The following is a 20,838-nucleotide window of genomic DNA, read 5'->3' as shown; positions in this document are numbered from 1 at the left end:
CCTTTGCTCAGCCGGGGGAGGATAGTCTTGTCTGAAAACATGAGGAACGCAGCCGGGAATTCAATGCAGCCACTCAAGCAAGATTTTTCATCTTCGGCCAGCCAGCCGGGATTGTTGGCCCCCGATACGACGGGAATGAACTTCTATCGGGCTGATCCGGCGCTGACCGATCTGCTGAAGCTGCATCTGCCCGACGCCTTGTTCCGCCATATCGAGCCGCATCTCGACCGGCTCGGTGGCCTCGCCGGCGGCTATCTCGACGAATGCGCGCGGCTTGCCGATCGCCACACGCCGGTCCTGCACCAGCGCGACAAGTTCGGCCGCGACGTCCAGCACATCGAATACCATCCGGCCTATCGCGAGATCGAGAAGGCGGCGTTCGGCGAGTTCGGCATTCACGCGCTGTCGATCCGCAAGGGCATCATGGGCTGGCCGGACAAATATCCCGTGGTTGCGAAACACGCCTTCACCTTCCTGTTCAACCAGACCGAATTCGGCATGGGCTGTCCGATCAACGTCACCGACGGCTGCGCAAAGCTGCTGGCGAATTTCGGCAGCGAGGCGCTGAAGGCAAAATATCTCGACGGCCTGACCCAGACCGACATGAGCAAGCTGACGCAGGGCGGCCAGTTCATGACCGAGAAGGAAGGCGGCTCCGACGTCGGCACGCTGACCACGCGCGCGGTGCGGGAGGGCGACCACTGGCGGCTCTACGGCGAAAAGTGGTTCTGCTCGAATGCCGACGCCAAGGTGGTGATGCTGCTGGCGCGCCCCGAGGGCGCGGGTCCGGGCACAAGCGGCGTCGGCCTGTTCCTGATGCCGCGCTTTCTCGACGATGGTTCGCAGAACCACTACCGGATCGTGCGGCTGAAGGACAAGCTCGGCACCCGCTCGATGGCCTCGGGCGAGATCAAGCTCGACGGCGCGATCGCCTATGCCGTCGGCAAGCTCGACCGCGGCTTTGTCCAGATGGCCGAAATGGTGAACTCATCGCGGCTGTCCAACGGCGTGAAGTCGACCGCGCTGATGCGCCGCGCCTGGCATGATGCGATCACGGTGGCGCGAAATCGCGTGGTGTTCGGTCAGCGCATCATCGATCTGCCGCTGGCGCGGCGGCAGCTGATGAAGATCCTGCTGCCGACCGAGCAGGCGCTGTCGATGAGCTTTCTCACCGCCGATGCGCTCGACCGCGCCGAGGCCGGCAGCCAGGATGCCGCGGCGCTGCTCCGCATCCTGACCCCGACCTTGAAATTCCGCGCCACCCGCGACGCCCGCAAGGTCTGCGGCGATGCGATGGAGATGCGCGGCGGCATCGGCTACATCGAGGAATTCGTCACGCCGCGGCTGTTGCGCGATGCGCATCTCGGCTCGATCTGGGAAGGTACCGGCAACATCGTCGCGATCGATGCGCTGAAGCGCGCGGTCGGCCGCCACGGCGCCGACGCTGCGCTCGCCGCCGACCTGCATGCGCGGCTCGACGACAGCGCCAATGTGCCCGAGGTGTGGCGCAACAGGTTGCGCGATCTCAGCGACCGCGCCGTTACCTTCGCGCGCGAAGTCGCAAGCCGTATCGACAATGAGGGTGACGCGCGGCACGCCACCAGCCTGCTCTACAATGTCGCAAGCGCAGTGGCGCTCGCCTGGGAGGCCGGCCGCATCCACGAGATGCGCGGCGATGCGCGCCGGCTGCTGCTGTCGCGGATGGTGATCGACCACCGCGTGATGCCGGGCGATCCGTTCCAGCTCACGGAAAATTCCGTTCAGCGCACGATGACCGAGCATCTGCTCGGCGATCGCGCCGTCGGCATGGCCGAGGTTGGCGAATTGCTCGTCGCAGCGTAGGCTGATCTCGAGCCGCTTGCGCAATCTCACCTCTCCCAAGGGGAGAGGTCGGATCGCGCTAGCGATCCGGGTGAGGGGTTGCGCCCTATCGATAGACCTAACCCCCTCACCCGGACCGCATCTTCGATGCGCTCCGACCTCTCCCTCCGGGAGAGGTGGAGAGCGTGCACAATAATAAACCCGAGAGGAAACCCGATGAAGGCCGCCGTCCTGCATGAAGTCAACAAGCCGCTGATGATCGAGGATGTCAGCCTGCCCAATCCGGGGCCGCGCGAGGTCCTGATCCGCACCGCGGTCGCCGGCCTCTGCCACTCCGATCTGCACTTCATGGAAGGGCTGTATCCGCACCCGCTGCCGGCCGTGCTCGGCCATGAATCGGCCGGCGTGGTCGAGAAGGTCGGCTCCGACGTCAACTATGTGAAGCCCGGCGATCACGTCGTCACTTGTCTCTCGGTGTTCTGCGGCACTTGCGACAATTGCACCACCGGCCGCACCGTGCTGTGCACCGACACCACGGTGAAGATGCTGCCGGGCGCCTCCAACCGCATGTCCTGGAACAGGTCGGAGAAGCTGCATCAGTTCCTCAATTTGTCGTCCTTCGCCGAGCAGATGCTGGTGCACGAGAATGCCATCGTGAAGATCAAGAAGGAGATGCCGCTCGACCTCGCCGCGCTGATCGGCTGCGGCGTCATCACTGGCTATGGCGCGGTGGTCAACACCGCGAAGGTCACCGCCGGCGAGACCGTGGCGGTGATCGGCTGCGGCGGCGTCGGCATGGCCGCTATCAACGGCGCGCAGATCGCCGGCGCCGGCCGCATCATCGCGATCGACACCAACCCGGCCAAGCTGCAGCTCGCCACCAAGTTAGGGGCCACCGACATCGTCGACCCCGCGCGCGGCGACGTCGTGCAGCAGGTGCGCGAGCTCACCGGCGGCGGCGTGCAGCATTCCTTCGAGGTGCTGGGACGCAAGGACACCGCCGAGCAGGCGTTCGGCATGCTGGCGCCGGGCGGCACCGCGACCATCGTCGGCATGATCCCGTTCGGCCAGAAGATCGAGCTGCACGGCTTCGACTTCCTGCGCGAGCGCAGGATTCAGGGCTCGTCGATGGGCTCCAACCACTTCCGCGTCGACATGCCGCGCCTGGTCGATTTCTACATGCGCGGCAAGCTGCATCTGGAAGACTGGATCTCGGCCAAGCTGAAACTGTCCGAGATCAACGAAGGTTTTGCCAACATGAAAGCCGGCAAGACCCTGCGCAGCGTGATCATGTTCGACAGCTGACGTTCCTTCACCTCTCCCCGCGCTTTGCGGGGAGAGGTCGGATCGCCCCGGCAATGCGCAGCATTGTCCGGCGCGATCCGGGGGAGGGGCGAGGCACGATCTTGCCGCGTTAAATATCGCTCCGACTCACACGATTCGGACAGTTCGCATCCGCGGGGGCATCTCGCCTTGCCCCTCACCCGCCGCCTGCGCTGCGCTCCGGCGTTGACCTCTCCCCGCAAAGCGCGGGGAGAGGTGAAGGCCTCACCGCGCGACGTGCGCCGACACCGCCAGCCATTTGCCGTCCTGCCTGGCCCAGCAATCGGTGTAGCGGCCATAGGCCTGCTCGCCGTCGGCGTTGAGATAGCTGGTCTTGGCGTGGATGATGGCGAAATCGCCGAGGATGCGGATCTTGACGTCCTCGGCCTTCAGGTTCTTGATCTTCACCGGGATCGCGGTCTGCTTCAGGAACGCCGCGCGGTCGACCAGGCTCTTGTCGGGATTGCTGCAATAAAAATCCTGCGCCAAAATTTCGTCGAAGCGCTTGACGTCGCAGTTCTGCACCGAGTCGACGTAATCCTTGTTGAGTTTTGTCAGCTCCTCGAGGTCTTTGCTCATTGGTTTCTCCCTGTCTCTCCTCGCGTCATTGCGAGCGCAGCGAAGCAATCCATGGTACCGCATATTGGATGGATGGATTGCTTCGCTTCGCTCGCAATGACGGTGCTACCCTCATTCAATCATCAAACATCTTCGGCGGCACGAATCCGCCAAACTCGCGCTCGATCAGCTCGGCGAGTTTTAGCGGTGTGCGGTCCTCCAGCCACGGCCCGACGATCTGCACGCCCACCGGCAATCCATCCGGCGCAAAGCCGGTCGGGATTGCGGTTGCGGGCAGGCCGGGCAGGGTGGCGATGCCGGGCCACGCCAGCTGGTCGGTATAGATGTGCGGTTCGCCGTCGATCAGGATTCTCCGCTGCTCCTGGTCGGGCGCATGATCGTGCGGATAGGCCGGTGTCGGCATGAGCGGGCAGATCACCGCGTCGAAGGAGTTGAAGAACTCTCGCCATTGCGCGCGCAGCCGCGAACGTGCGAACGTCGCCTGCACCCAGTCGCGATGGCTCAGCGCAATGCCGCGCAGCCGCTCGGCCTGCAGGCTGGTGTCAGTAGCCGGCAGCAAGGCAGCCGCCGCGCAGGCGCCGGCATAGACGTCAGGCGGAAACGTGGCGGCGAGAAACGACAGCAGCATCCGCATATAGAGCCGCGACGACGCCGCGAAATCCGGCAACAGCGGGCTCGTGCGCGAGATTTTCGCGCCGGCCTTGTCGAGATGGCTGGCGAGCTTGTCGATGGTGCCGCGCACCGCCTTGTCGGTCGGCAGCACCGGATCGGTGTCGATGACGAGAATGCGGAAATCCTTCAGGCTGGCGTGGCGCGGCGCCGGCAGTTCGAGCTTGAAGGCCTTGCCCATATCGAGCGGATCGGGACCGGCCATCACGTCGAGCAGCAGCGACAGGTCGGCCGCGCCGCGCGCCATCGGGCCGATCACCGCGAGGTCGCGCTCGTAGATGATCGGGACCGCCGGCGGCGCGGTGTGGCCGCGCGACGCCACGAGGCCGAAGGTCGGCTTGTGCGCATAGACGCCGCAATGAAACGCCGGCACGCGCAATGAGCCGCCGATGTCGGAGCCGAGCGACAGCGCGCCGTAGCCCGCGGCCAGCGCCGCCGACGAGCCGCCGGAGGAGCCGCCCGGCGTGCGGCCGAGATCGTAGGGGTTGTTGGTGGTGCCGTAGATCTCGTTGTAGCTCTGCCAGTCGGCGAGCCCGACCGGCACGTTGGTCTTGCCGATGATCACGCCGCCGGCGTCCTTCACCCGCGTCACCGGCAGCGAGTCCTCGGTCGGCGTAAAATCCTTGTGCGGCGGGAAGCCCCAGGTCGTCGGCAGTCCCGCAATGTTGTAGGATTCCTTCACCGTGATGGGAATGCCGGTGAGCGGCCTGTGCTCGCCGCGCGCGATCGCGGCGTCGGCTGCGCGTGCCGCGGCGAGGCCGCGCTCGAAATCGCGCGCGCAGATCGCGTTGACCTTGCCGTCGTGACGCTCGATCCGGCCGATCGCATCTTCCGCGAGCTCGACCGCCGAAACCTGCTTGTTGCGCAGCGCCTCCGACAGTTCGACGGCGGTCTTGAAACTCCATTGCGATCTGGCCACGGCGTGCTCCCGGTTTGTTGTTGGCATGATGATGCGCAGTTTTGTCTGTTGCCCGCAAGCGTTGCGCGTGCAGGCGGTCGCGGTTGTAGTCGCAACAAGGAGGCCGCGTTTGATCGGAATTGCTTTTCGCAAGCGGCGCACGCTTACCTCGCCCCGCCTGCGGGGAGAGGTCGGATCGCATGCAGCGAAGCGGAATGTGATCCGGGTGAGGGGGACTCACCGCGAGTCTGCTGCGTGGAGAGAGCCCCTCACCCCAACCCTCTCCCCGTAAGAACGGGGAGAGGGGGAAGTGTCACGCCGCGCCGATCAGAATCCCGACGCCGAGCACGATCGCGCCGCCGAGCACGATCTGGAACACCGCCTGCAAAAACGGCGTATCCATGTAGCGCGCGCGGATGAAGGCGATCGCCCACAATTCGAAGAACACGACGACGCCGGCGATCGCGGTCGCGATCCAGAACGCATTCGGCCAGGCATCGGGCACGAGATACGGAATGGTGTGGCCCAAGCCGCCCAGCGTCGTCATCAATCCGCAGGTCAGGCCGCGCAGCCAAGGCGAGCCGCGCCCGGTCAGCGAGCCGTCGTCGGACAGCGCCTCGGCAAAGCCCATGCTGATGCCGGCGCCGATCGAGGCGGCAAGGCCAACGAGAAACGTCTGCCAGTTCTGATGCGTGGCGAAGGCAGCCGCGAACAACGGCGCCAGCGTCGAGACCGAACCGTCCATCAGGCCGGCGAGGCCGGGCTGCACGTATTGCAGCACGAACATCCGCCGCCGCGTGCGGTCTTCCTCAGCGCGCACATCGGGCTTGAGGATGTCGCCGGTGAGTTTCACCGCGAGGTTCTCGTGGTGCTTCTCCTCTTCGGCGAGATCGCCGAGCAGCCGGCGCACACCGACATCCTCGGCCTTCTCGGCGGCCTTGGCGTAGAACCGCTCGGCCTCCAGCTCCATGGTCTCGACTTCCTTGCGGATGGTGTCGAGCGGCAGGTTTTTGGTCAGCCAGATCGGGCGCCGGCGCAAGAAACCCTTCACGTCCTCGCGCCGGATCGGCGGCAGGTGCGGGCCGAAGCGCTGTTCATAGAGGGCGAGCAGCCGGTGACGATGGCCGCGCTCCTCTTCGGCCATTTCCTCGAAGATCTTTGCGGTATCCGGATAGCGTGCCGCGAGGTCCTCGGCGAAACTCATGTAGATGCGGCTGTCCTCCTCCTCGGAGGCAATCGCGACCGCGAGCACCTCGCGCTCGGTCAGATCGGCAAAATTCTTCACGGCTGGCGCCTTCGGCAGTCTAGTTTAGAATTAGAATAGTTCTAAACTATAGGCCGCCCGCTCGTAAGAATCAATTCGTCCCGGCTTCGCGCAGGAATTTGAGCAGCAGGCGGCTGACCTCGGCCGGCTGCTCCTGTTGCACCCAATGGCCGGCGCCGTCGACCAGATGGCAGCCGATCATTTTGGTGCACGCCTTGGTCTGCATCGCCTCGAACACGCCGGGGCGCTGATAGGTGCCCCAATCCTGCTTGCCGGAGGTGAAGGCGGACGGCTGATCGATGGTGCGGCCGCCCCAGGTCTGCAATTCGGGCACGAACGCGCCCGAAGTGCCGCAGCGATACCATTGCAGCCCGCCCTGAAAACCGGTGCGCTGATACTCGGCGCTGTAATAGGCAAGCTCATGATCCGGCAGCCAAGTGTTGGCGGCGATCGCCTCGCGTGACGGCATCTCCTCGGCGACGGTCGCCGCCATGTCCTTGGCGAGATCCATCACGTAGTAGGTCGGCAGTTTTGCCAGCTCGCCCGCCGACCATGACTGCAGCGGATATGGCTTGTTGTTCGCCCAGTCCGCACTCTTATGGTGATAGTAGGCGCGCAGAAAATCGTGCACGCCCTGCGGCGCGCGATGCATATCGGCATTGGCCGGGCGCGTCGAATAGTACCATTGGTAATGCTTGCGCGGCCGCGGCAGCGCCGCGAGCTCGCGATGCACGGGATCTTCGGACCTTGGCTTCCTCGGCTCGTTCGCCGTGTTGAACGGCAGCGGCGGCGGTCCTGCGAACGGCGCGCTCATCATCGCCACCGCACGGAACACGTCGGGCCGGATCAGCGCGCACCACGCCGCGACCGACGAGCCGGCATCGTGCCCGATCACCGCATCGACATGCCGGTAGCCGAACGCCGCCACCAGCCCGAGCGCGTCGCGGACCATGTTGGGCAGGCGGAATGGCGTGAGATCGCCGTCATAGTCGGCGTTCCATCCCGTCGTGCGGCCATAGCCGCGCTGGTCCGGCGCGATCACGTGATAGCCGGCAGCGGCCAACGCCGGCATCACCTTGCGCCAGGAAAACGCCAGCTCCGGAAAGCCGTGCAGCAGCAACAGGCAGGGCCGGCCCGCCGTCTCGAAACCCGCCTCCAGCACATGCATGCGCAGGCCGTTGATGCCGTCGACATAACGCGAGCGGATGGTTGCGGGGAGCGGGACGTCGGGAAGCGTTTCCATCATAACCACCTGATTCAACATCATCGCAGATGCCGCGCAGTTGACTGAAAACGCGCGGCGCCCGGATGTACCTATGCCAGCCTTGTCGCGACGGACAAGCCGGAGCACGTTCGAGCGGCTCCAATCTTATCGAATGACGATAGCAACTTTGTTCACGGGATACATGCCGATGCGCCACGCCATGTTCGCAAACCTGATCTTGCGCCTCGGTCTGGCGATCGCGGCTGCAAGCCTGTTGCTGATCCCGGCCGTCCAAGCCGCCGACCTCAAGGACCTCACCGAAAGGCTGCCGCGCGCCTATATCGGCGAGTTCCTGTGGGATGGCGACAACACGGTGCAGAACGTCGTCGTGACCTTCGATCAGGTGCGCGCCCGCAACGAGCAGACCGCGGAAGCGTTCGGCTGCGGCGCGTATCAGGTCGGCCGTCACGTCACCAAGATCAAGGTGCGGATGTTCGTCAGGCAGCCCGATCTGCAGGTCGAGATCTTCGAAATGTCGCCGGAAGGTAACGGATCATTCGAGACCGGCGGCAGCCATCGCGGCAACCTGTCGGATGATCTGCAAAACATCGATGCGCAGTGGACCACCACCGCCTCCGGCCAGCGCGGCCAATTGCATCTGCACGCAGCGGCATCGGCCGCGTGCGAGCCGGCGGCGTCGCTATAGCGCTGGACACATGAGGAAGCGCGGCCTGCAGACCCTCCCTTGGGCATGCGCAATTTCGGAATATTGGAAGAATACTGGTGAGTTGCCCGACGTGTCAAGCGGCCTGATCGGACAGCTGCCTCGTCGAACGCCGGCCGCGCCGGCTACTTTGCATGGGGTTGTTTTTCGGCATTTTGGCCGCACACCCCTTTCAGGGGTGGGCGGGCAGCTAGGCTTTGGCGGGAGCCTTCGGCCAATAGCGGTCGCGCAAGTGCCGCTTCACCAGTTTCCCGGTCGGTGTCCGCGGCAGTTCGGCCTCGAAGTCGATGCTCTTCGGGCACTTGATCGGCGACAGATGCTGTCGGCAGAACGCGATCAGCTCGGCCTCGAGGTCCCGGCCGGCCTTGGCCATGTCGTGCGGCTGCACCACGGCCTTGACCTCCTCGCCCATCTCCTCGTTCGGTACGCCGAACACCGCGACGTCGGCGACCGTGGGATGCGTGATCAGCACGTCCTCGGTCTCCTGCGGATAGATGTTCACGCCGCCGGAGATGATCATGTAGCTCTTGCGGTCGGTGAGGTAGAGAAAGCCCTCGTCGTCGAGATAGCCGACGTCGCCGAGCGTCGACCAGCCTTTTGCGTTATAGGCCTTCTCGGTCTTCTCCGGATCGTTGTGATAGGCGAAAACAGGTGCGTCGGCGAAATAGACCTGGCCGATCTGTCCCGTCGGCGCCTCCTCGTCGTTCTCGTCCAAAATCTTGACCTTCCCGACCACGGCGCGGCCGACGGTGCCGCGATGCGCCAGCCACTGCTGCGAGGTCGAAACCGTGACGCCGTTGCCTTCGGAGCCGGCGTAATACTCGATCAGGATCGGTCCCCACCACTCGATCATCTTCGCCTTGACGTCGACCGGGCAGGGCGCCGCGGCGTGGATCGCCCCCTTCAGCGAGGAGACGTCGTAGCGGGTCCGCACCTCGTCGGGCAGCTTCAGCATGCGCACGAACATGGTCGGCACCAGCTGCGACTGCGTCACCTTGCGCTGCTCGACCTGCTTTAAAAATTCCTCGGCGTCGAAATGCTCCATGATGATGGAGGTGCCGCCGAGCACGGTGGCCATCATGTTGAAGCGCAGCGGAGCCGCGTGATAGAGCGGCGCCGGCGACAGATAGATCGTGTCGGCATTCATCCCGCACATGTCGGCGCACAGCACCCGCAGGAATGGGTTCGGCACGTCGATCCTGTTGCCCTCGAACTGCCTCTTGATGCCCTTGGGCCGCCCGGTGGTGCCTGAGGAGTACAGCATGTCGTAGCCGGCGACCTCGTCGGCGATCGGCGTTGTCGGCTGCGCAGCCGCTTCCTTGTCGTAGGAGCGAAAGCCGGGCTCGGGCTCGTCCATCATGTAGAACAGCGGCTCGCCTAGTTCGCCCTTGATCAGCCCCTTCACCTTGTCGGCGCAGTGCGGCGTGGTGATGAACACCTTCGCGCCGCAGTCCTTGACGATGTAGGCGATCTCATCCTCGGTCAGATAACGGCTGATCGCGGTGTAATAGAGCCCCGAGCGCTGCGCCGCCCAGCACAGCTCCATGAAGGCGAGGCGGTTTTCCATCAGCAGCGCAATGTGGTCGCCGGCCTTCAGGCCGAGCGAGCGGAACAAATGCGCGCCCTGGTTCGAGAGCTCGTCGAGTTCGCGATAGGTGATGGCCTTGCCGGTGCCCGCCATCTGGTAGGCGATCTTGTCGGGCGTGGTGCGGGCGTGGATGGACGGATGGGTCATCGGGCTCTCCGCACGCGAATAGCGAGTAGCGAATGGCGAATAGGGACATCTTCCGTGTTCCTCTATTCGCCACCCGCTACTCGCTGTCCGCGGCTCCTTGTTGCTTCCTCTATTCGCTATTCGCCAGTCGCTATTCGCGCGACTTTACAGCCGCTCGACGATGGTCACATTGGCCATGCCGCCGCCTTCGCACATGGTCTGCAGGCCGTAGCGCTTGTTGCGCTGTTTCAATGCGTTGAGCAGCGTCGTCATCAGCTTGGTGCCGCTGCCGCCGAGCGGATGGCCGAGCGCGATCGCGCCGCCATTGACGTTGAGCTTGGCCGGATCGGCGCCGGTGGTCTTCAGCCACGCGGTCGGCACCGAGGCGAAGGCTTCGTTGACCTCGAACAGGTCGATGTCGTCGATCGACATGCCGGCCTTCTTCAGCGCGCGTTCGGTGGCGGGCAGCGGGGCTTCGAGCATGATCACGGGATCATGGCCGATCATGGTCATGTGATGGATCCGCGCCATCGGCTTGACGCCGAGCGCCTTGAGGCCCTTCTCGTTGACCACCATCACGCCGGAGGCGCCGTCGCAGATCTGGCTGGCGCTCGCCGCGGTCAGCTTGCCGTTCTCGGCGATCAGCTTGACGCCCTTGATGCCGTCGAGGCTGGCGTCGAAGCGGATGCCTTCGTCGATGTAGTGGGTGTCGGTCGAGCCGTCGGCGCGGGTGATCTGCACCGGCACGATCTCGTCCTTGAAGTGGCCGGCTTGCGTGGCCGCGATCGCGCGCTGATGGCTCTGGTAGGAATATTCGTCGAGCTCATCCTTCGACAGGCCATACTTCTCGGCCATCATCTCGGCGCCGGTGAACTGGCTGAAGATGATGTTGGGGTATTTCGCCTCGATTCCCGGGCTCTTGTAATGGCCAAAACCGTTCTTGGCGGGGAGCTGCGAGGCGAGGCCCATCGGCACGCGGGTCATCGATTCCACGCCGGCGGCGATCACGCAGTCCATGGTGCCGGACATCACCGCTTGCGCCGCGAAGTGCAGCGCCTGCTGCGAGGAGCCGCACTGGCGGTCGATCGAGGTCGCGGGCACGCTCTCCGGCAGTTTCGAGGCCATCACCGCGTTGCGCGCGATGTTGGTGGACTGCTCGCCGGTCTGCATCACGCAGCCCATGATCACGTCCTCGATCTGCGCGGGGTCGGCGCCGGAGCGTTCGACCAGCGAATCCAGCACGGTCGCGGCCAGGTCGGCCGGATGCCAGCCGGCGAGACGCCCTCCCTTGCGCCCGCCCGCGGTGCGAGCGGCGGCGACGATATATGCCTCGGCCATGTCTGATCTCCCTGGATGTTCTGGATTGGGGTTTTGCAAGTTGGGCCGGATTTAAGGGACGGCCCCGCATTTAGTCAATCAATCAATTAACTCTTGAGTGCAGCCCCGCCATGGGCTTATGTGCGGCCTCGCATTCGAGCCTGGGACCAGAGCGCAGTTGAATACCAGCGTACCGACGAGACTTCAGGCGAGTAAAAACGCCACTGCCGACAAGCTGTTGGTCGCGGCAAGCGGCCTGATGATCGAGCGCGCCTCGATCGAGGTGTCGCTGTCCGACATCGCGCAGAAGTCCGGGGTCAACGCCGCGCTGGTGAAATACCATTTCGGCAACAAGGACGGGCTGTTGCTGGCGCTCTTGGCGCGCGATGCCGCCACCGAGATGTCGCAGCTGGAATATCTGCTGGCGCAGCCGATCACGCCGAGCGCGAAGCTGCGCCTGCATATCGGCGGCATCATCCGCGCCTATCACCAGTTCCCCTACATGAACCGGCTGATCCACTATTTGCTGCACGAGAGCTCGCCGCAGGCCGCGGACGAGGTGTCGAAATTCTTCGTCGCGCCGCTGCTGGATTTTCATCGCCGCCTGCTCGCCGAAGGCATCAAGGCCGGCGAGTTCCGCAAGATCGATCCGGTACTGTTCTACACCAGCCTGATCGGCGCCTGCGATCATCTGTTCTTCGGCCGCCACGCGATGTCGCGCGCGGTCGGCGTCGGTCCGGTCACCGACGAGGTCTGCCGCGACTACATCAAGCACATGGAAGCGCTGATCTTCGGCGGTGTGCTTGAAGTGAAGGAATTGCGAATGGTGAGTAGCGAATAGCGAATGGGGGTCACCTCTTCTACTCGCCATTCGCTACTCACCATTCGCCACAACCAAGTCTAGAGAAGAAACGCCCAAGGAAAGGTATCTCTCATGCAGTTGAAAGACGTTGCCGTTCTCATCACCGGCGGTGGCTCCGGCCTCGGCGCCGCGACCGCGCGCGCCATGGCGGCCAAGGGCGCCAGGATCGGCGTGCTCGACCAGAACAAGGAAAATGCCGATAAGGTCGCGGCCGAGGTGAAGGGCGTCGCGCTGCACGCCGACGTCACCAGCGAGGAGCAGATGAAGGCCGCGATCGCCAAGGCGGAAGCCGCCCACGGCGTCGCGCGCGTGCTGATGAACTGCGCCGGCATCGGCGGCTCGCAGCGCGTGGTCGGCAAGGACGGCGTCTATCCGCTGGAAAAGTTCGTCCGCATCATCAATGTCAATCTGATCGGCACCTTCAACGCGCTGCGCCTGTTCGCGGAGCGCGCCGCCACCATCGAGACCATCGGTGAGGAGCGCGGCGTCGTGATCAACACCGCATCCGTCGCCGCCTATGAAGGCCAGATCGGTCAGATCGCCTACTCCGCCTCGAAGGGCGGCATCGTCGGCCTCACGCTGCCGGCGGCGCGCGACCTCGCCAGCCTGAAGATCCGCGTCAACACCATCGCGCCGGGCATTTTCTTCACGCCGCTCTTGATGGGTCTGAACGAAGAGGCCCGCAAGAGCTTGGGGGCTCAGGTGCCGCACCCGGCTCGCCTCGGCGAGCCCGACGAATACGGCGCACTCGCCGTGCACATCGTCGAGAATGCGATGCTCAACGGCGAAACCATCCGCCTCGACGGCGCGATTCGCATGGCGCCTCGTTAGTACCTTCTCCCCTTGTGGGAGAAGGTGGCGCGAAGCGCCGGATGAGGGGTTCTCTCCGCGGAGACAGACCCCTCACCGAAGCGAGCACGCGGCACGGCCGCACATGCCCTCTCCCACAAGGGGAGAGGGCGCAGTAACGGGCACCGCATCCGCAGATGCAGGAGAGTGACGCGTGTCTCAACCGCTGCTGATCGAACATCACGACGGGGTCGATTGGGTCACGCTCAATCGCCCGGACAGCCTCAACGCACTCGATCCGTCGCTGATCGATGCACTCAATGTTTATTTCCAGGGCCTGCAGCGCAACCGCGACACCCGCGTCGTGGTGCTGAGGGGCGCCGGTGCCAATTTCTGTGCCGGGCTCGACCTCAAGCACGCGATGGCGCGCCGCGGCACCCAGACCGAGCCGCCCGGGGTCACCGAGTCGCTGGACTCGCAGCGCCGCATTGCCGACATCGTGATGCTGATGCGGCGCGCTCCGCAGCCGATCATCGCGCTGGTGCAGGGCGCGGCGGCCGGCGGCGGCTTTGCGCTGGCGCTCGCCGCCGACATCCGGATTGCCGCGAAGGGCGCGCGGATGAACTGCGCCTTCATCAAGCTCGGGCTCGGCGGCTGCGACATCGGCACCAGCTATTTTCTGCCGCGCCTCGTCGGCGTCTCCGTCGCTTCCGAATTGATTCTCACCGGCCGCTTCATCAATGCGGATCGCGCGCTTGCCGTCGGCCTCGTGTCGGAGGTGGTCGAGGTCGCTGATCTCGACGCCGCGGCCAATCCTTACGTCGACGCGATGATGACGGCCTCGCCGGTCGGTCTCCGCCTCTCGAAGGAATGCATCAACATGAGCGTCGATGCCGGCTCGATCGAGGCGGTGATTGCGATGGAGGATCGCAATCAGGTGCTGTGCAGCCGCTCGGAGGATTTCCAGGAAGGCATCAGGGCCTTCCTTGAGAAACGAAAGCCTGTCTATATCAGGCGCTGAGAACAGATCCTCAAAAGGACAAGAATTCCGGGAGACGCAAAATGGATGGGGACGCGGCGATGCTGACGAGGCCGGCCTTTCGCAAGGTGGATTGGCTCGCACGCGACATCGCGGTGGAGCGGCGCGCCGATGGCACGGTGGTGCTGAAGTCGCGAATTCCGCTGCAGGCCTATGCGACGCATATTCCGGCTTCCCTCGCCAAATGGGCTGACGAGGCGCCGGAGCGAATCTGGCTCGCGCAGCGCGGCGGCCCCGAGCGGCAATGGCGCAAGGTGTCCTACGGTGAGGCCAAGCGCACGGTCGATGCACTGACGCAGGGCCTGCTCGATCTCGGTCTCGACGAAGGCCGACCGGTCGCAATCCTCTCCGGCAATTCGATCGAACATGCGCTGCTGACGCAGGCCGCGATGCAGGCGCGGCTGCCGGCCGCGCCGGTGTCGCCGGCCTACTCGCTGATGAGCCAGGACCATCTTAAGCTCAAATACCTGTTCAACCTGATCAAGCCCGCCGTCGTGATGGTGCAGGACGGCCCGACCTTCGAGAAGGCGCTCAGAGCGATCGATCTCACCGGCATCACGGTTATCCACGTGCTGCGGCCCTGCGACGGCATCGCGAGCGTATCCTTTGCCGAGCTCGCGGCGACTCCGGTGACGCCCGCGGTCGAGCAGTCGATTGCGAAGATCACGCCAAAGACCGTAGGCAAGCTGCTGTTCACGTCGGGCTCGACCGGCATGCCCAAGGCCGTCATCAACACCCAGGAAATGATGTGCGCCAACGCGGCGATGATGACGCAGGTGCGGCCGCGTGAGCCGGGTGGCCCGATCTCGACGGTGCTCGACTGGATGCCGTGGAATCACACCATGGGCGGCAATGCCGCGTTCAATCCGGTGCTGGTCGACGGCGGGACGCTCTATATCGACGACGGCCGGCCGATGCCGGGCCAGTTCGAGGAGACCATCAAGAACCTGCACGAGGTGTCGCCGACCTATTACGCCAACGTGCCGGCCGGTTATGCCGCGCTCGCCGCGGCGATGGAGAAGGATGAGGCGCTGTGCCGGAGTTTCTTCAAGAACCTCTCGATCATGGCCTATGGCGGCGCGCGGCTGCCGGACGATCTCTACGACCGCATGCAGGCGCTGGCGGTGAAAACGACAGGCGAGCGCGTCGTGTTCTACACCGGCTGGGGCTCGACCGAGACCGCGCCGACCTCGACCGGCACCTATTGGGATACCGAGCGCGTCGGCTTGATCGGCCTGCCGTTCCCCGGCGTCGAATTGAAGATGGTGCCGTGCGGCTCGAAATACGAATTGCGGCTGCGCGGCGTCAATGTCACGCCGGGCTATTTCGGCCAGCCCGACCTCACCGCAAAAATGTTCGACGAGGAGGGGTTTTATTGCATCGGCGATGCCGGCGTGTTCGTCGACCCCGAGGACCCGCTGCAGGGCATCATCTTCGCCGGCCGCGTGGTCGAGGATTTCAAGCTGACCACGGGCACCTTCGTTCACGTCGGCTCGCTGCGCACCGACGCGATCGCGGCCGCGACGCCGGTGGTGCACGACGCGCTGGTGGCGGGCCAGGACCGCTGCTCGATCGGCCTGTTGTGCTGGCCCGATTTGCATGCCTGCCGCCAGCTCGTCGGCAACGCCAATGCGACCTATGAGGACGTGATCCGGCATCCGGCCGTGATCGACTGCCTCAAAAAGGGCCTGCAGGCCCACAATGCGTCCGCGACCGGCAGCAGCATGCGCATCGCGCGCGCGATGTTGATGGTCGAGCCGCCGTCGATCGACGGCAACGAGCTCACCGACAAGGGCTACATCAACCAGCGCGCCGGCCTCGAGCGCCGCGCCGACCTGGTCGAGAAGCTCTACGCGGATGCGCCCTGCGACGAGGTGATCGTGCTGTGACAAAGCAACGTCATTCCGGGGCGCGCGAAGCGCGAACCCGGAATCCAGAGGTTAGTTACATCGAGATTCCGGGTTCGATGCTGCGCATCGCCCCGGAATGACAGCAAGAAAAAGGTAGCCGCCATGAATTTCGATTTCTCCGACGAACAGAAGCAGATGCGCGACGAGGCGCGGAAATTCCTGAGCGAACACTGCCCGCCGAAGGCGGTGCGCGAGGTGCTCGACGGCAAGGCGCCCTACGACAAGGCGCTGTGGAAGGGCCTCGCCGAGATGGGCTTTCTCGGCGTCGCCATCCCGGAAAAATTCGGCGGTGCGGGCGCAGGTCATCTCGAGCTCTGCGTGATCGCCGAGGAAATGGGCCGCGCGCTGGCGCCGGTGCCGTTCTCGTCGACCGTCTACCTCGCCGCCGAAGCGATCCTGATCGCCGGCAGTGACGCGCAGAAGCAGAAGTGGCTGCCGAAGATCGCCGCGGGCGATGCGATCGGCACGCTGGCGCTGTTCGAGGGCAAGGGCAATCCGTCGCCGAAGGCGATCAATGTCACCGCCAATGGCGGCGTGCTCAACGGCGTCAAGAAGCCGGTCGCCGACGGCGCCATCGCCGACTTCGCCGTGGTTGCCGCGCGCACCGGCTCCAGCGGCCGCGAATCCGACATCTCGCTGTTCATCGTCGACCTCAAGGGGAGCGGCGTCGAGGTCAAGCCGCTGACCAATATCGACCTGACCCGCGGCCAGGCCGAGATCAGCTTCAAGGACGCCAAGGCCGAGCCGCTCGGTGCGGCCGGCGAGGGCTGGGGCGTCATCACCCAGGTGCTGGATCGCGCCGCGGTGTTGATGGCGTTCGAGCAGGTCGGCGGCGCCGACCGCGCGCTGGAGATGGGCCGCGACTACGCGCTCGACCGTATCGCGTTCGGCCGCCCGATCGGCTCGTTCCAGGCGATCAAGCACATGCTCGCCGACATGTACGTCTCGGCGACGCTGGCGCGCTCCAACTGCTACTACGGCGCCTGGGCGCTCTCGACCAATGCCGGCGAACTGCCGGAAGCCGCCGCCGCCGCGCGCATCAGCGCGACGCAGGCATTCCAGCACTGCGCCAAGAACAACATCCAGGTTCACGGCGGCATGGGTTTTACCTGGGAGTTCGACTGCCACATGTACTACCGCCGTGCCAACGCGGTGGCGGTCGGCCTCGGCAGCCTGTCTTATTGGGAAGACGCGCTGATCGACCGCATGCGCAAGAAGAACGCGGCGTAGTCCCACGAGTCGTCATTCCGGGGCGCGCGCAGCGCGAACCCGGAATCTCGAGATGAGTAAGTAACCTCTAGATTCCGGGTTCTCGCTTCGCGAGCCCCGGAATGACGGAAGAGAGAGACCATGAATTTCGACGACACCCCGCAAGAGGCCGCATTCCGCGCCGAGGCAAAAGCCTGGATCGCGGCGAATGCGCCGAAGCAGTATGAGGACGAGCTGCGCAAGGCCTCGCTGGGCCGCGTCCAGCTCAAGGGCGCCAACATTCTCGAGGTCGCAAAGGCCTGGCAGAAGAAGAAGGCCGATGCCGGTTGGGCCTGCCTGCACTGGCCGAAGGAGTATGGCGGCCGCGGCGCGTCTCCCATCGAGCGCGTGATCTGGCAGCAGGAGGAGGGCCCGTTCGGCCGCCTCAGCGCGATGTTCATCATCGGCCACGGCATGTGCGGCCCGACCATGATGGCGTTCGCCGGCGAGGAGCAGAAGCGCAGCTATTTGCCGCCGCTGGCGTCCGGCGAGAAGATCTGGTGCCAGCTGTTCTCCGAGCCGGCCGGCGGCTCCGACGTCGCCGGCCTGCGCACCCGCGCGGAGAAGCGCGGTGACGAGTGGGTGATCAACGGCCAGAAGATCTGGACCTCGGGCGCGCATTATTCCGATTACGGCATTCTGCTCACCCGCACCGATCCGACCGTGCCCAAGCACAAGGGCCTCACCATGTTCTTCCTGGACATGAAGAGCCCGGGTGTCGAGGTGCGCCCGATCAAGCAGGCCAGCGGCGCCTCCGATTTCAACGAGGTCTATTTCACCGACGTGCGCATTCCGGATTCGCAGCGGCTCGGCAATGTCAATGACGGCTGGAACGTCTCGCTGACCACGCTGATGAACGAGCGTATGTCGATCGGCGCCGGCGTCTCGACCGGTTTTCCGGAGCTGTTCGAGTATTGCAACAATCTGATGCTGGAAGACGGCCCGGCGATCGAGAACCGCGCGGTGCGTTCGAAGCTGGCGAACTGGGCGGTGAAGGCGAGCGGGTTGAAATACACCAGCATGCGCGCGATCTCGGCGCTGTCGAAGGGTGAGCGCCCGGGGCCGGAGAATTCGATCGGCAAGCTGGTCGCGGGATCGATGATCCAGGACGTCGCGGCCTATGCGCTCGACCTGCAGGGCGCCGCCGGCGCGCTGAACGGTCCTGAGGATGCCGAGGCCGCCGGCAAATTCCAGGCAATGCTGCTGCGTGCGCCGGGCACCCGTGTCGAGGGCGGCACCGACGAGATCATGCGCAACATCATCGCCGAACGCGTGCTCGGCCTGCCCGGCGATATCAGGGTCGACAAGGACGTGCCGTTCAACCAGATCCCGACCAAGGGCCGCGCGTGAGCGCGGAAGAATAGCAAAGAGGCTCGCCATGAATTTCGACGACACGCCGCAGGAAGCCGAGTTTCGCGCCACCGCCCGCAAATGGGTCGAGGCCAACGCGCCGAAGGAGTTCGAGGCGGAGCTGTCAAAGTCCTCGCTCGGCCGCATCAGGCTTGCGAAGCACGACATGGTCGAGGTCGGCAAGGCCTGGCAGAAGAAGAAGGCCGAGGGCGGCTGGGCCTGCCTGCACTGGCCGAAGGAGTATGGCGGCCGCGGCGCCACGCCGATCGAACGCGTGATCTGGCAGCAGGAGGAGGGCGTCTACGGCAAGCTGACCCAGCCGTTCCAGATCGGCGAGGGCATGTGCGGCCCGACCGTGATGGCGTGGGGCAGCGAAGAGGCAAAACGCCGCTATCTGCCGAAGCTCGCGTCGGGCGAAGAGATCTGGTGCCAGCTGTTCTCCGAACCGTCGGCCGGCTCCGACGTCGCCGGCCTGCGCACCCGCGCCGAGAAGAAGGGCGACAACTGGGTCGTCAACGGCCAGAAGATCTGGACCTCGGGCGCGCATTACTCCGACTACGGCCTGTTGATCGCGCGCACCGATCCGAATGTGCCCAAGCACAAGGGCCTCACGATGTTCTTCCTCGACATGAAGAGCCCCGGCGTCGAGGTGCGGCCGATCAAGCAGGCCAACGGCATGCAGGAGTTCAACGAGGTCTATTTCACCGATGTGGTGATTCCGGACAGCCAGCGTCTCGGCGCCGTCGGCGAGGGCTGGAACGTGTCGCTGACCACGCTGATGAACGAGCGCATGTCGATCGGTTCGCGGCTTGCGACCGGCGTGCCTGAAATGTTCGAGTTCTGCTCGAACCTGATGCTCGACGATGGCCTCGCGATCGACGATCCCGCGGTGCGCTCAAAACTCGCGAGCTGGGCGGTGAAGTCGAGCGGGCTGAAATACACCAGCTACCGCGCGATCTCGGCGCTGTCGAAGGGCGAGCGTCCGGGACCGGAAAACTCCATCGGCAAGCTGGTCTCCGGCATGATGCTGCAGGATATCGCAACCTACGCGATGGACCTGCAGGGCGCCTCGGGCGGGTTGACCGGAGAGAGCGAGGAGCTGGTGCACGGCCAGTTCCAGCAGATGCTGCTATCGTCGCCCTCGATGCGCATCGCCGGCGGCACCGACGAGATCTTGCGCAACATCATCGCCGAGCGCGTGCTCGGCCTGCCCGGTGATATCAGGGTCGACAAGGACGTGCCCTACAACAAGATCCCGACCAAGGGGCGCAGCTAACGTCATTCCGGGGCACGCGAAGCGTGAACCCGGAATCTCGAGATTCCGGGTTCGATGCTGCGCATCGCCCCGGAATGACGAAAAAGGGAAATACCATGGACGCGAAAACACCTGGCCCGCGCTATTCGAGCGAAGACCGCATCGGCGCGCTCGAAAGCCTGCTCAACGAGCGCTATTCGGTACGCGCCTTCCTGCCGCGCGAGGTGCCGCGCGGGACCATCGAGCACGTCCTCGCCACGGCGCAGCGCACCGCGTCCTGGTGCAACAGCCAGCCCTGGCAGGTGCTGATCGTCTCCGGCGCGGCCAAGGAGAGCTTTCGCAAGGCGATCTATGCCGAGGCGTCGCGCGGCCTCGGCGAGGATTACGATTTCACCCCGCCGCGGGAATATGTCGGTGTCTATCTGGAGCGCCGCCGCGAAAGCGGATTTCAGCTCTACAACACGCTCGGCATCGCCAGGGGCGACAAGGCGGCGTATGCAAAACAGGCGCTGGAAAACTACAATTTCTTCGGCGCGCCGCACGTCGCCGTGATTCATACCAACGAGCCGCTCGGCATATACGGCGCGATCGATTGCGGCGCCTATGTCTCGAACTTCATCCTGGCGGCGCAGGCGCTCGGACTCGGCACCATCCCGCAGGCGGCACTAGCCCGCCACTCCAGCCTGATCCGGCGCCACTTCAATCTGGCCGAGGACCGCCGCGTCGTCTGCGGCATCTCGTTCGGCTATGCCGATCACGCCCACAAGGTGAACAGCTATCGGACGTCGCGCGCGGCGCTGGCGGATACCGCGACGTTCGTCGACGAATAGCGGGCTGTGTCTCATCCTCCCCTGGAGGGGGAGGATCGACGC

General features: G+C 64.9%; 17 protein-coding genes. 11 read left to right on the top strand and 6 right to left on the bottom strand.

The window, feature by feature from the left end:
• The first annotated feature begins 63 nt into the window (after positions 1-63).
• Together CI41S_RS09025 and CI41S_RS09020 are read left to right on the top strand one after the other, a co-directional pair.
• Entirely contained in the window at positions 64-1,842 is a 1,779-nt protein-coding gene (locus CI41S_RS09025) for an acyl-CoA dehydrogenase family protein (protein WP_139858641.1), read from the top strand.
• 195 nt (positions 1,843-2,037) lie between these two features.
• The gene (locus CI41S_RS09020) at positions 2,038-3,126 is read left to right on the top strand and encodes a Zn-dependent alcohol dehydrogenase (RefSeq protein ID WP_139487078.1); all 1,089 of its coding nucleotides are present in this window, start codon (positions 2,038-2,040) and stop codon (positions 3,124-3,126) included.
• A 243-nt stretch (positions 3,127-3,369) separates the two neighbouring features.
• Here CI41S_RS09020 and CI41S_RS09015 read toward each other — a convergent pair whose 3' ends face one another.
• The 4 genes from CI41S_RS09015 to CI41S_RS09000 all read right to left on the bottom strand — a co-directional run bounded on the left by CI41S_RS09015 (position 3,370) and on the right by CI41S_RS09000 (position 7,797).
• Positions 3,370-3,723, bottom strand: a complete 354-nt coding sequence (locus tag CI41S_RS09015; RefSeq protein WP_139858640.1) for a nuclear transport factor 2 family protein — start codon at positions 3,721-3,723, stop codon at positions 3,370-3,372.
• A gap of 115 nt (positions 3,724-3,838) precedes the next feature.
• On the bottom strand, positions 3,839-5,311 hold the full coding sequence (locus tag CI41S_RS09010; protein WP_139858639.1) for an amidase: 1,473 nt from the start codon (positions 5,309-5,311) through the stop codon (positions 3,839-3,841).
• A gap of 292 nt (positions 5,312-5,603) precedes the next feature.
• Entirely contained in the window at positions 5,604-6,575 is a 972-nt protein-coding gene (gene mbfA, locus CI41S_RS09005; protein WP_139858638.1) for an iron exporter MbfA, read from the bottom strand.
• Positions 6,576-6,645: 70 nt separating this feature from the next.
• Complete coding sequence (locus tag CI41S_RS09000) at positions 6,646-7,797, bottom strand: alpha/beta fold hydrolase (RefSeq protein WP_139858637.1); 1,152 nt, start codon at positions 7,795-7,797, stop codon at positions 6,646-6,648.
• Between the two features lie 169 nt (positions 7,798-7,966).
• Between CI41S_RS09000 and CI41S_RS08995 the strand changes: the two genes are divergently transcribed.
• A complete protein-coding gene (locus tag CI41S_RS08995; RefSeq protein WP_139858636.1) occupies positions 7,967-8,464 on the top strand; it encodes a hypothetical protein in 498 nt (165 codons plus the stop codon).
• Between the two features lie 208 nt (positions 8,465-8,672).
• On the opposite strand, the gene CI41S_RS08990 is transcribed toward CI41S_RS08995, so the two are convergent.
• Together CI41S_RS08990 and CI41S_RS08985 are read right to left on the bottom strand one after the other, a co-directional pair.
• Positions 8,673-10,217, bottom strand: a complete 1,545-nt coding sequence (locus tag CI41S_RS08990) for an acyl-CoA synthetase (RefSeq protein ID WP_139858635.1) — start codon at positions 10,215-10,217, stop codon at positions 8,673-8,675.
• A gap of 144 nt (positions 10,218-10,361) precedes the next feature.
• Positions 10,362-11,534: an acetyl-CoA C-acetyltransferase gene (locus tag CI41S_RS08985; protein WP_139858634.1), complete on the bottom strand. Its 1,173-nt coding sequence runs from the start codon at positions 11,532-11,534 to the stop codon at positions 10,362-10,364.
• Between the two features lie 157 nt (positions 11,535-11,691).
• Between CI41S_RS08985 and CI41S_RS08980 the strand changes: the two genes are divergently transcribed.
• The 8 genes from CI41S_RS08980 (at position 11,692) to CI41S_RS08945 (ending at position 20,796) form a co-directional block, all read left to right on the top strand.
• Positions 11,692-12,354, top strand: coding sequence for a TetR family transcriptional regulator (locus CI41S_RS08980; protein WP_139487070.1), 663 nt, complete (start codon positions 11,692-11,694; stop codon positions 12,352-12,354).
• A gap of 93 nt (positions 12,355-12,447) precedes the next feature.
• On the top strand, positions 12,448-13,206 hold the full coding sequence (locus CI41S_RS08975; protein ID WP_139858632.1) for an SDR family NAD(P)-dependent oxidoreductase: 759 nt from the start codon (positions 12,448-12,450) through the stop codon (positions 13,204-13,206).
• A gap of 172 nt (positions 13,207-13,378) precedes the next feature.
• Positions 13,379-14,185, top strand: coding sequence for an enoyl-CoA hydratase/isomerase family protein (locus tag CI41S_RS08970; RefSeq protein ID WP_139858631.1), 807 nt, complete (start codon positions 13,379-13,381; stop codon positions 14,183-14,185).
• A gap of 41 nt (positions 14,186-14,226) precedes the next feature.
• Positions 14,227-16,092, top strand: coding sequence for an AMP-binding protein (locus tag CI41S_RS08965; RefSeq protein WP_139858630.1), 1,866 nt, complete (start codon positions 14,227-14,229; stop codon positions 16,090-16,092).
• 123 nt (positions 16,093-16,215) lie between these two features.
• Entirely contained in the window at positions 16,216-17,343 is a 1,128-nt protein-coding gene (locus CI41S_RS08960; protein WP_139858629.1) for an acyl-CoA dehydrogenase family protein, read from the top strand.
• 120 nt (positions 17,344-17,463) lie between these two features.
• The gene (locus CI41S_RS08955; RefSeq protein ID WP_139858628.1) at positions 17,464-18,711 is read left to right on the top strand and encodes an acyl-CoA dehydrogenase; all 1,248 of its coding nucleotides are present in this window, start codon (positions 17,464-17,466) and stop codon (positions 18,709-18,711) included.
• Positions 18,712-18,739: 28 nt separating this feature from the next.
• A complete protein-coding gene (locus CI41S_RS08950) occupies positions 18,740-19,987 on the top strand; it encodes an acyl-CoA dehydrogenase (protein WP_139858627.1) in 1,248 nt (415 codons plus the stop codon).
• A gap of 95 nt (positions 19,988-20,082) precedes the next feature.
• Complete coding sequence (locus CI41S_RS08945) at positions 20,083-20,796, top strand: nitroreductase (protein ID WP_139858626.1); 714 nt, start codon at positions 20,083-20,085, stop codon at positions 20,794-20,796.
• Positions 20,797-20,838: the final 42 nt, after the last annotated feature.

It is taken from the genome of Bradyrhizobium ivorense (assembly GCF_900696085.1).
In the GTDB taxonomy this organism is placed as follows: domain Bacteria; phylum Pseudomonadota; class Alphaproteobacteria; order Rhizobiales; family Xanthobacteraceae; genus Bradyrhizobium; species Bradyrhizobium ivorense.
Note: the sequence above shows the minus strand (reverse complement) of the source record. Positions and strands in the feature narration are given on the sequence as shown.

Bases quoted from the DNA above. Each gene is read 5' to 3' on its own strand.
- CI41S_RS09025 (WP_139858641.1), top strand. From the start codon at position 64: ATGCAGCCACTCAAGCAAGATTTTTCATCTTCGGCCAGCCAGCCGGGA.
- CI41S_RS09020 (WP_139487078.1), top strand. From the start codon at position 2,038: ATGAAGGCCGCCGTCCTGCATGAAGTCAACAAGCCGCTGATGATCGAG.
- CI41S_RS09015 (WP_139858640.1), bottom strand. From the start codon at position 3,723: ATGAGCAAAGACCTCGAGGAGCTGACAAAACTCAACAAGGATTACGTC.
- CI41S_RS09000 (WP_139858637.1), bottom strand. From the start codon at position 7,797: ATGGAAACGCTTCCCGACGTCCCGCTCCCCGCAACCATCCGCTCGCGT.
- CI41S_RS08995 (WP_139858636.1), top strand. From the start codon at position 7,967: ATGCGCCACGCCATGTTCGCAAACCTGATCTTGCGCCTCGGTCTGGCG.
- CI41S_RS08990 (WP_139858635.1), bottom strand. From the start codon at position 10,217: ATGACCCATCCGTCCATCCACGCCCGCACCACGCCCGACAAGATCGCC.
- CI41S_RS08985 (WP_139858634.1), bottom strand. From the start codon at position 11,534: ATGGCCGAGGCATATATCGTCGCCGCCGCTCGCACCGCGGGCGGGCGC.
- CI41S_RS08975 (WP_139858632.1), top strand. From the start codon at position 12,448: ATGCAGTTGAAAGACGTTGCCGTTCTCATCACCGGCGGTGGCTCCGGC.
- CI41S_RS08965 (WP_139858630.1), top strand. From the start codon at position 14,227: ATGGATGGGGACGCGGCGATGCTGACGAGGCCGGCCTTTCGCAAGGTG.
- CI41S_RS08960 (WP_139858629.1), top strand. From the start codon at position 16,216: ATGAATTTCGATTTCTCCGACGAACAGAAGCAGATGCGCGACGAGGCG.
- CI41S_RS08955 (WP_139858628.1), top strand. From the start codon at position 17,464: ATGAATTTCGACGACACCCCGCAAGAGGCCGCATTCCGCGCCGAGGCA.
- CI41S_RS08950 (WP_139858627.1), top strand. From the start codon at position 18,740: ATGAATTTCGACGACACGCCGCAGGAAGCCGAGTTTCGCGCCACCGCC.
- CI41S_RS08945 (WP_139858626.1), top strand. From the start codon at position 20,083: ATGGACGCGAAAACACCTGGCCCGCGCTATTCGAGCGAAGACCGCATC.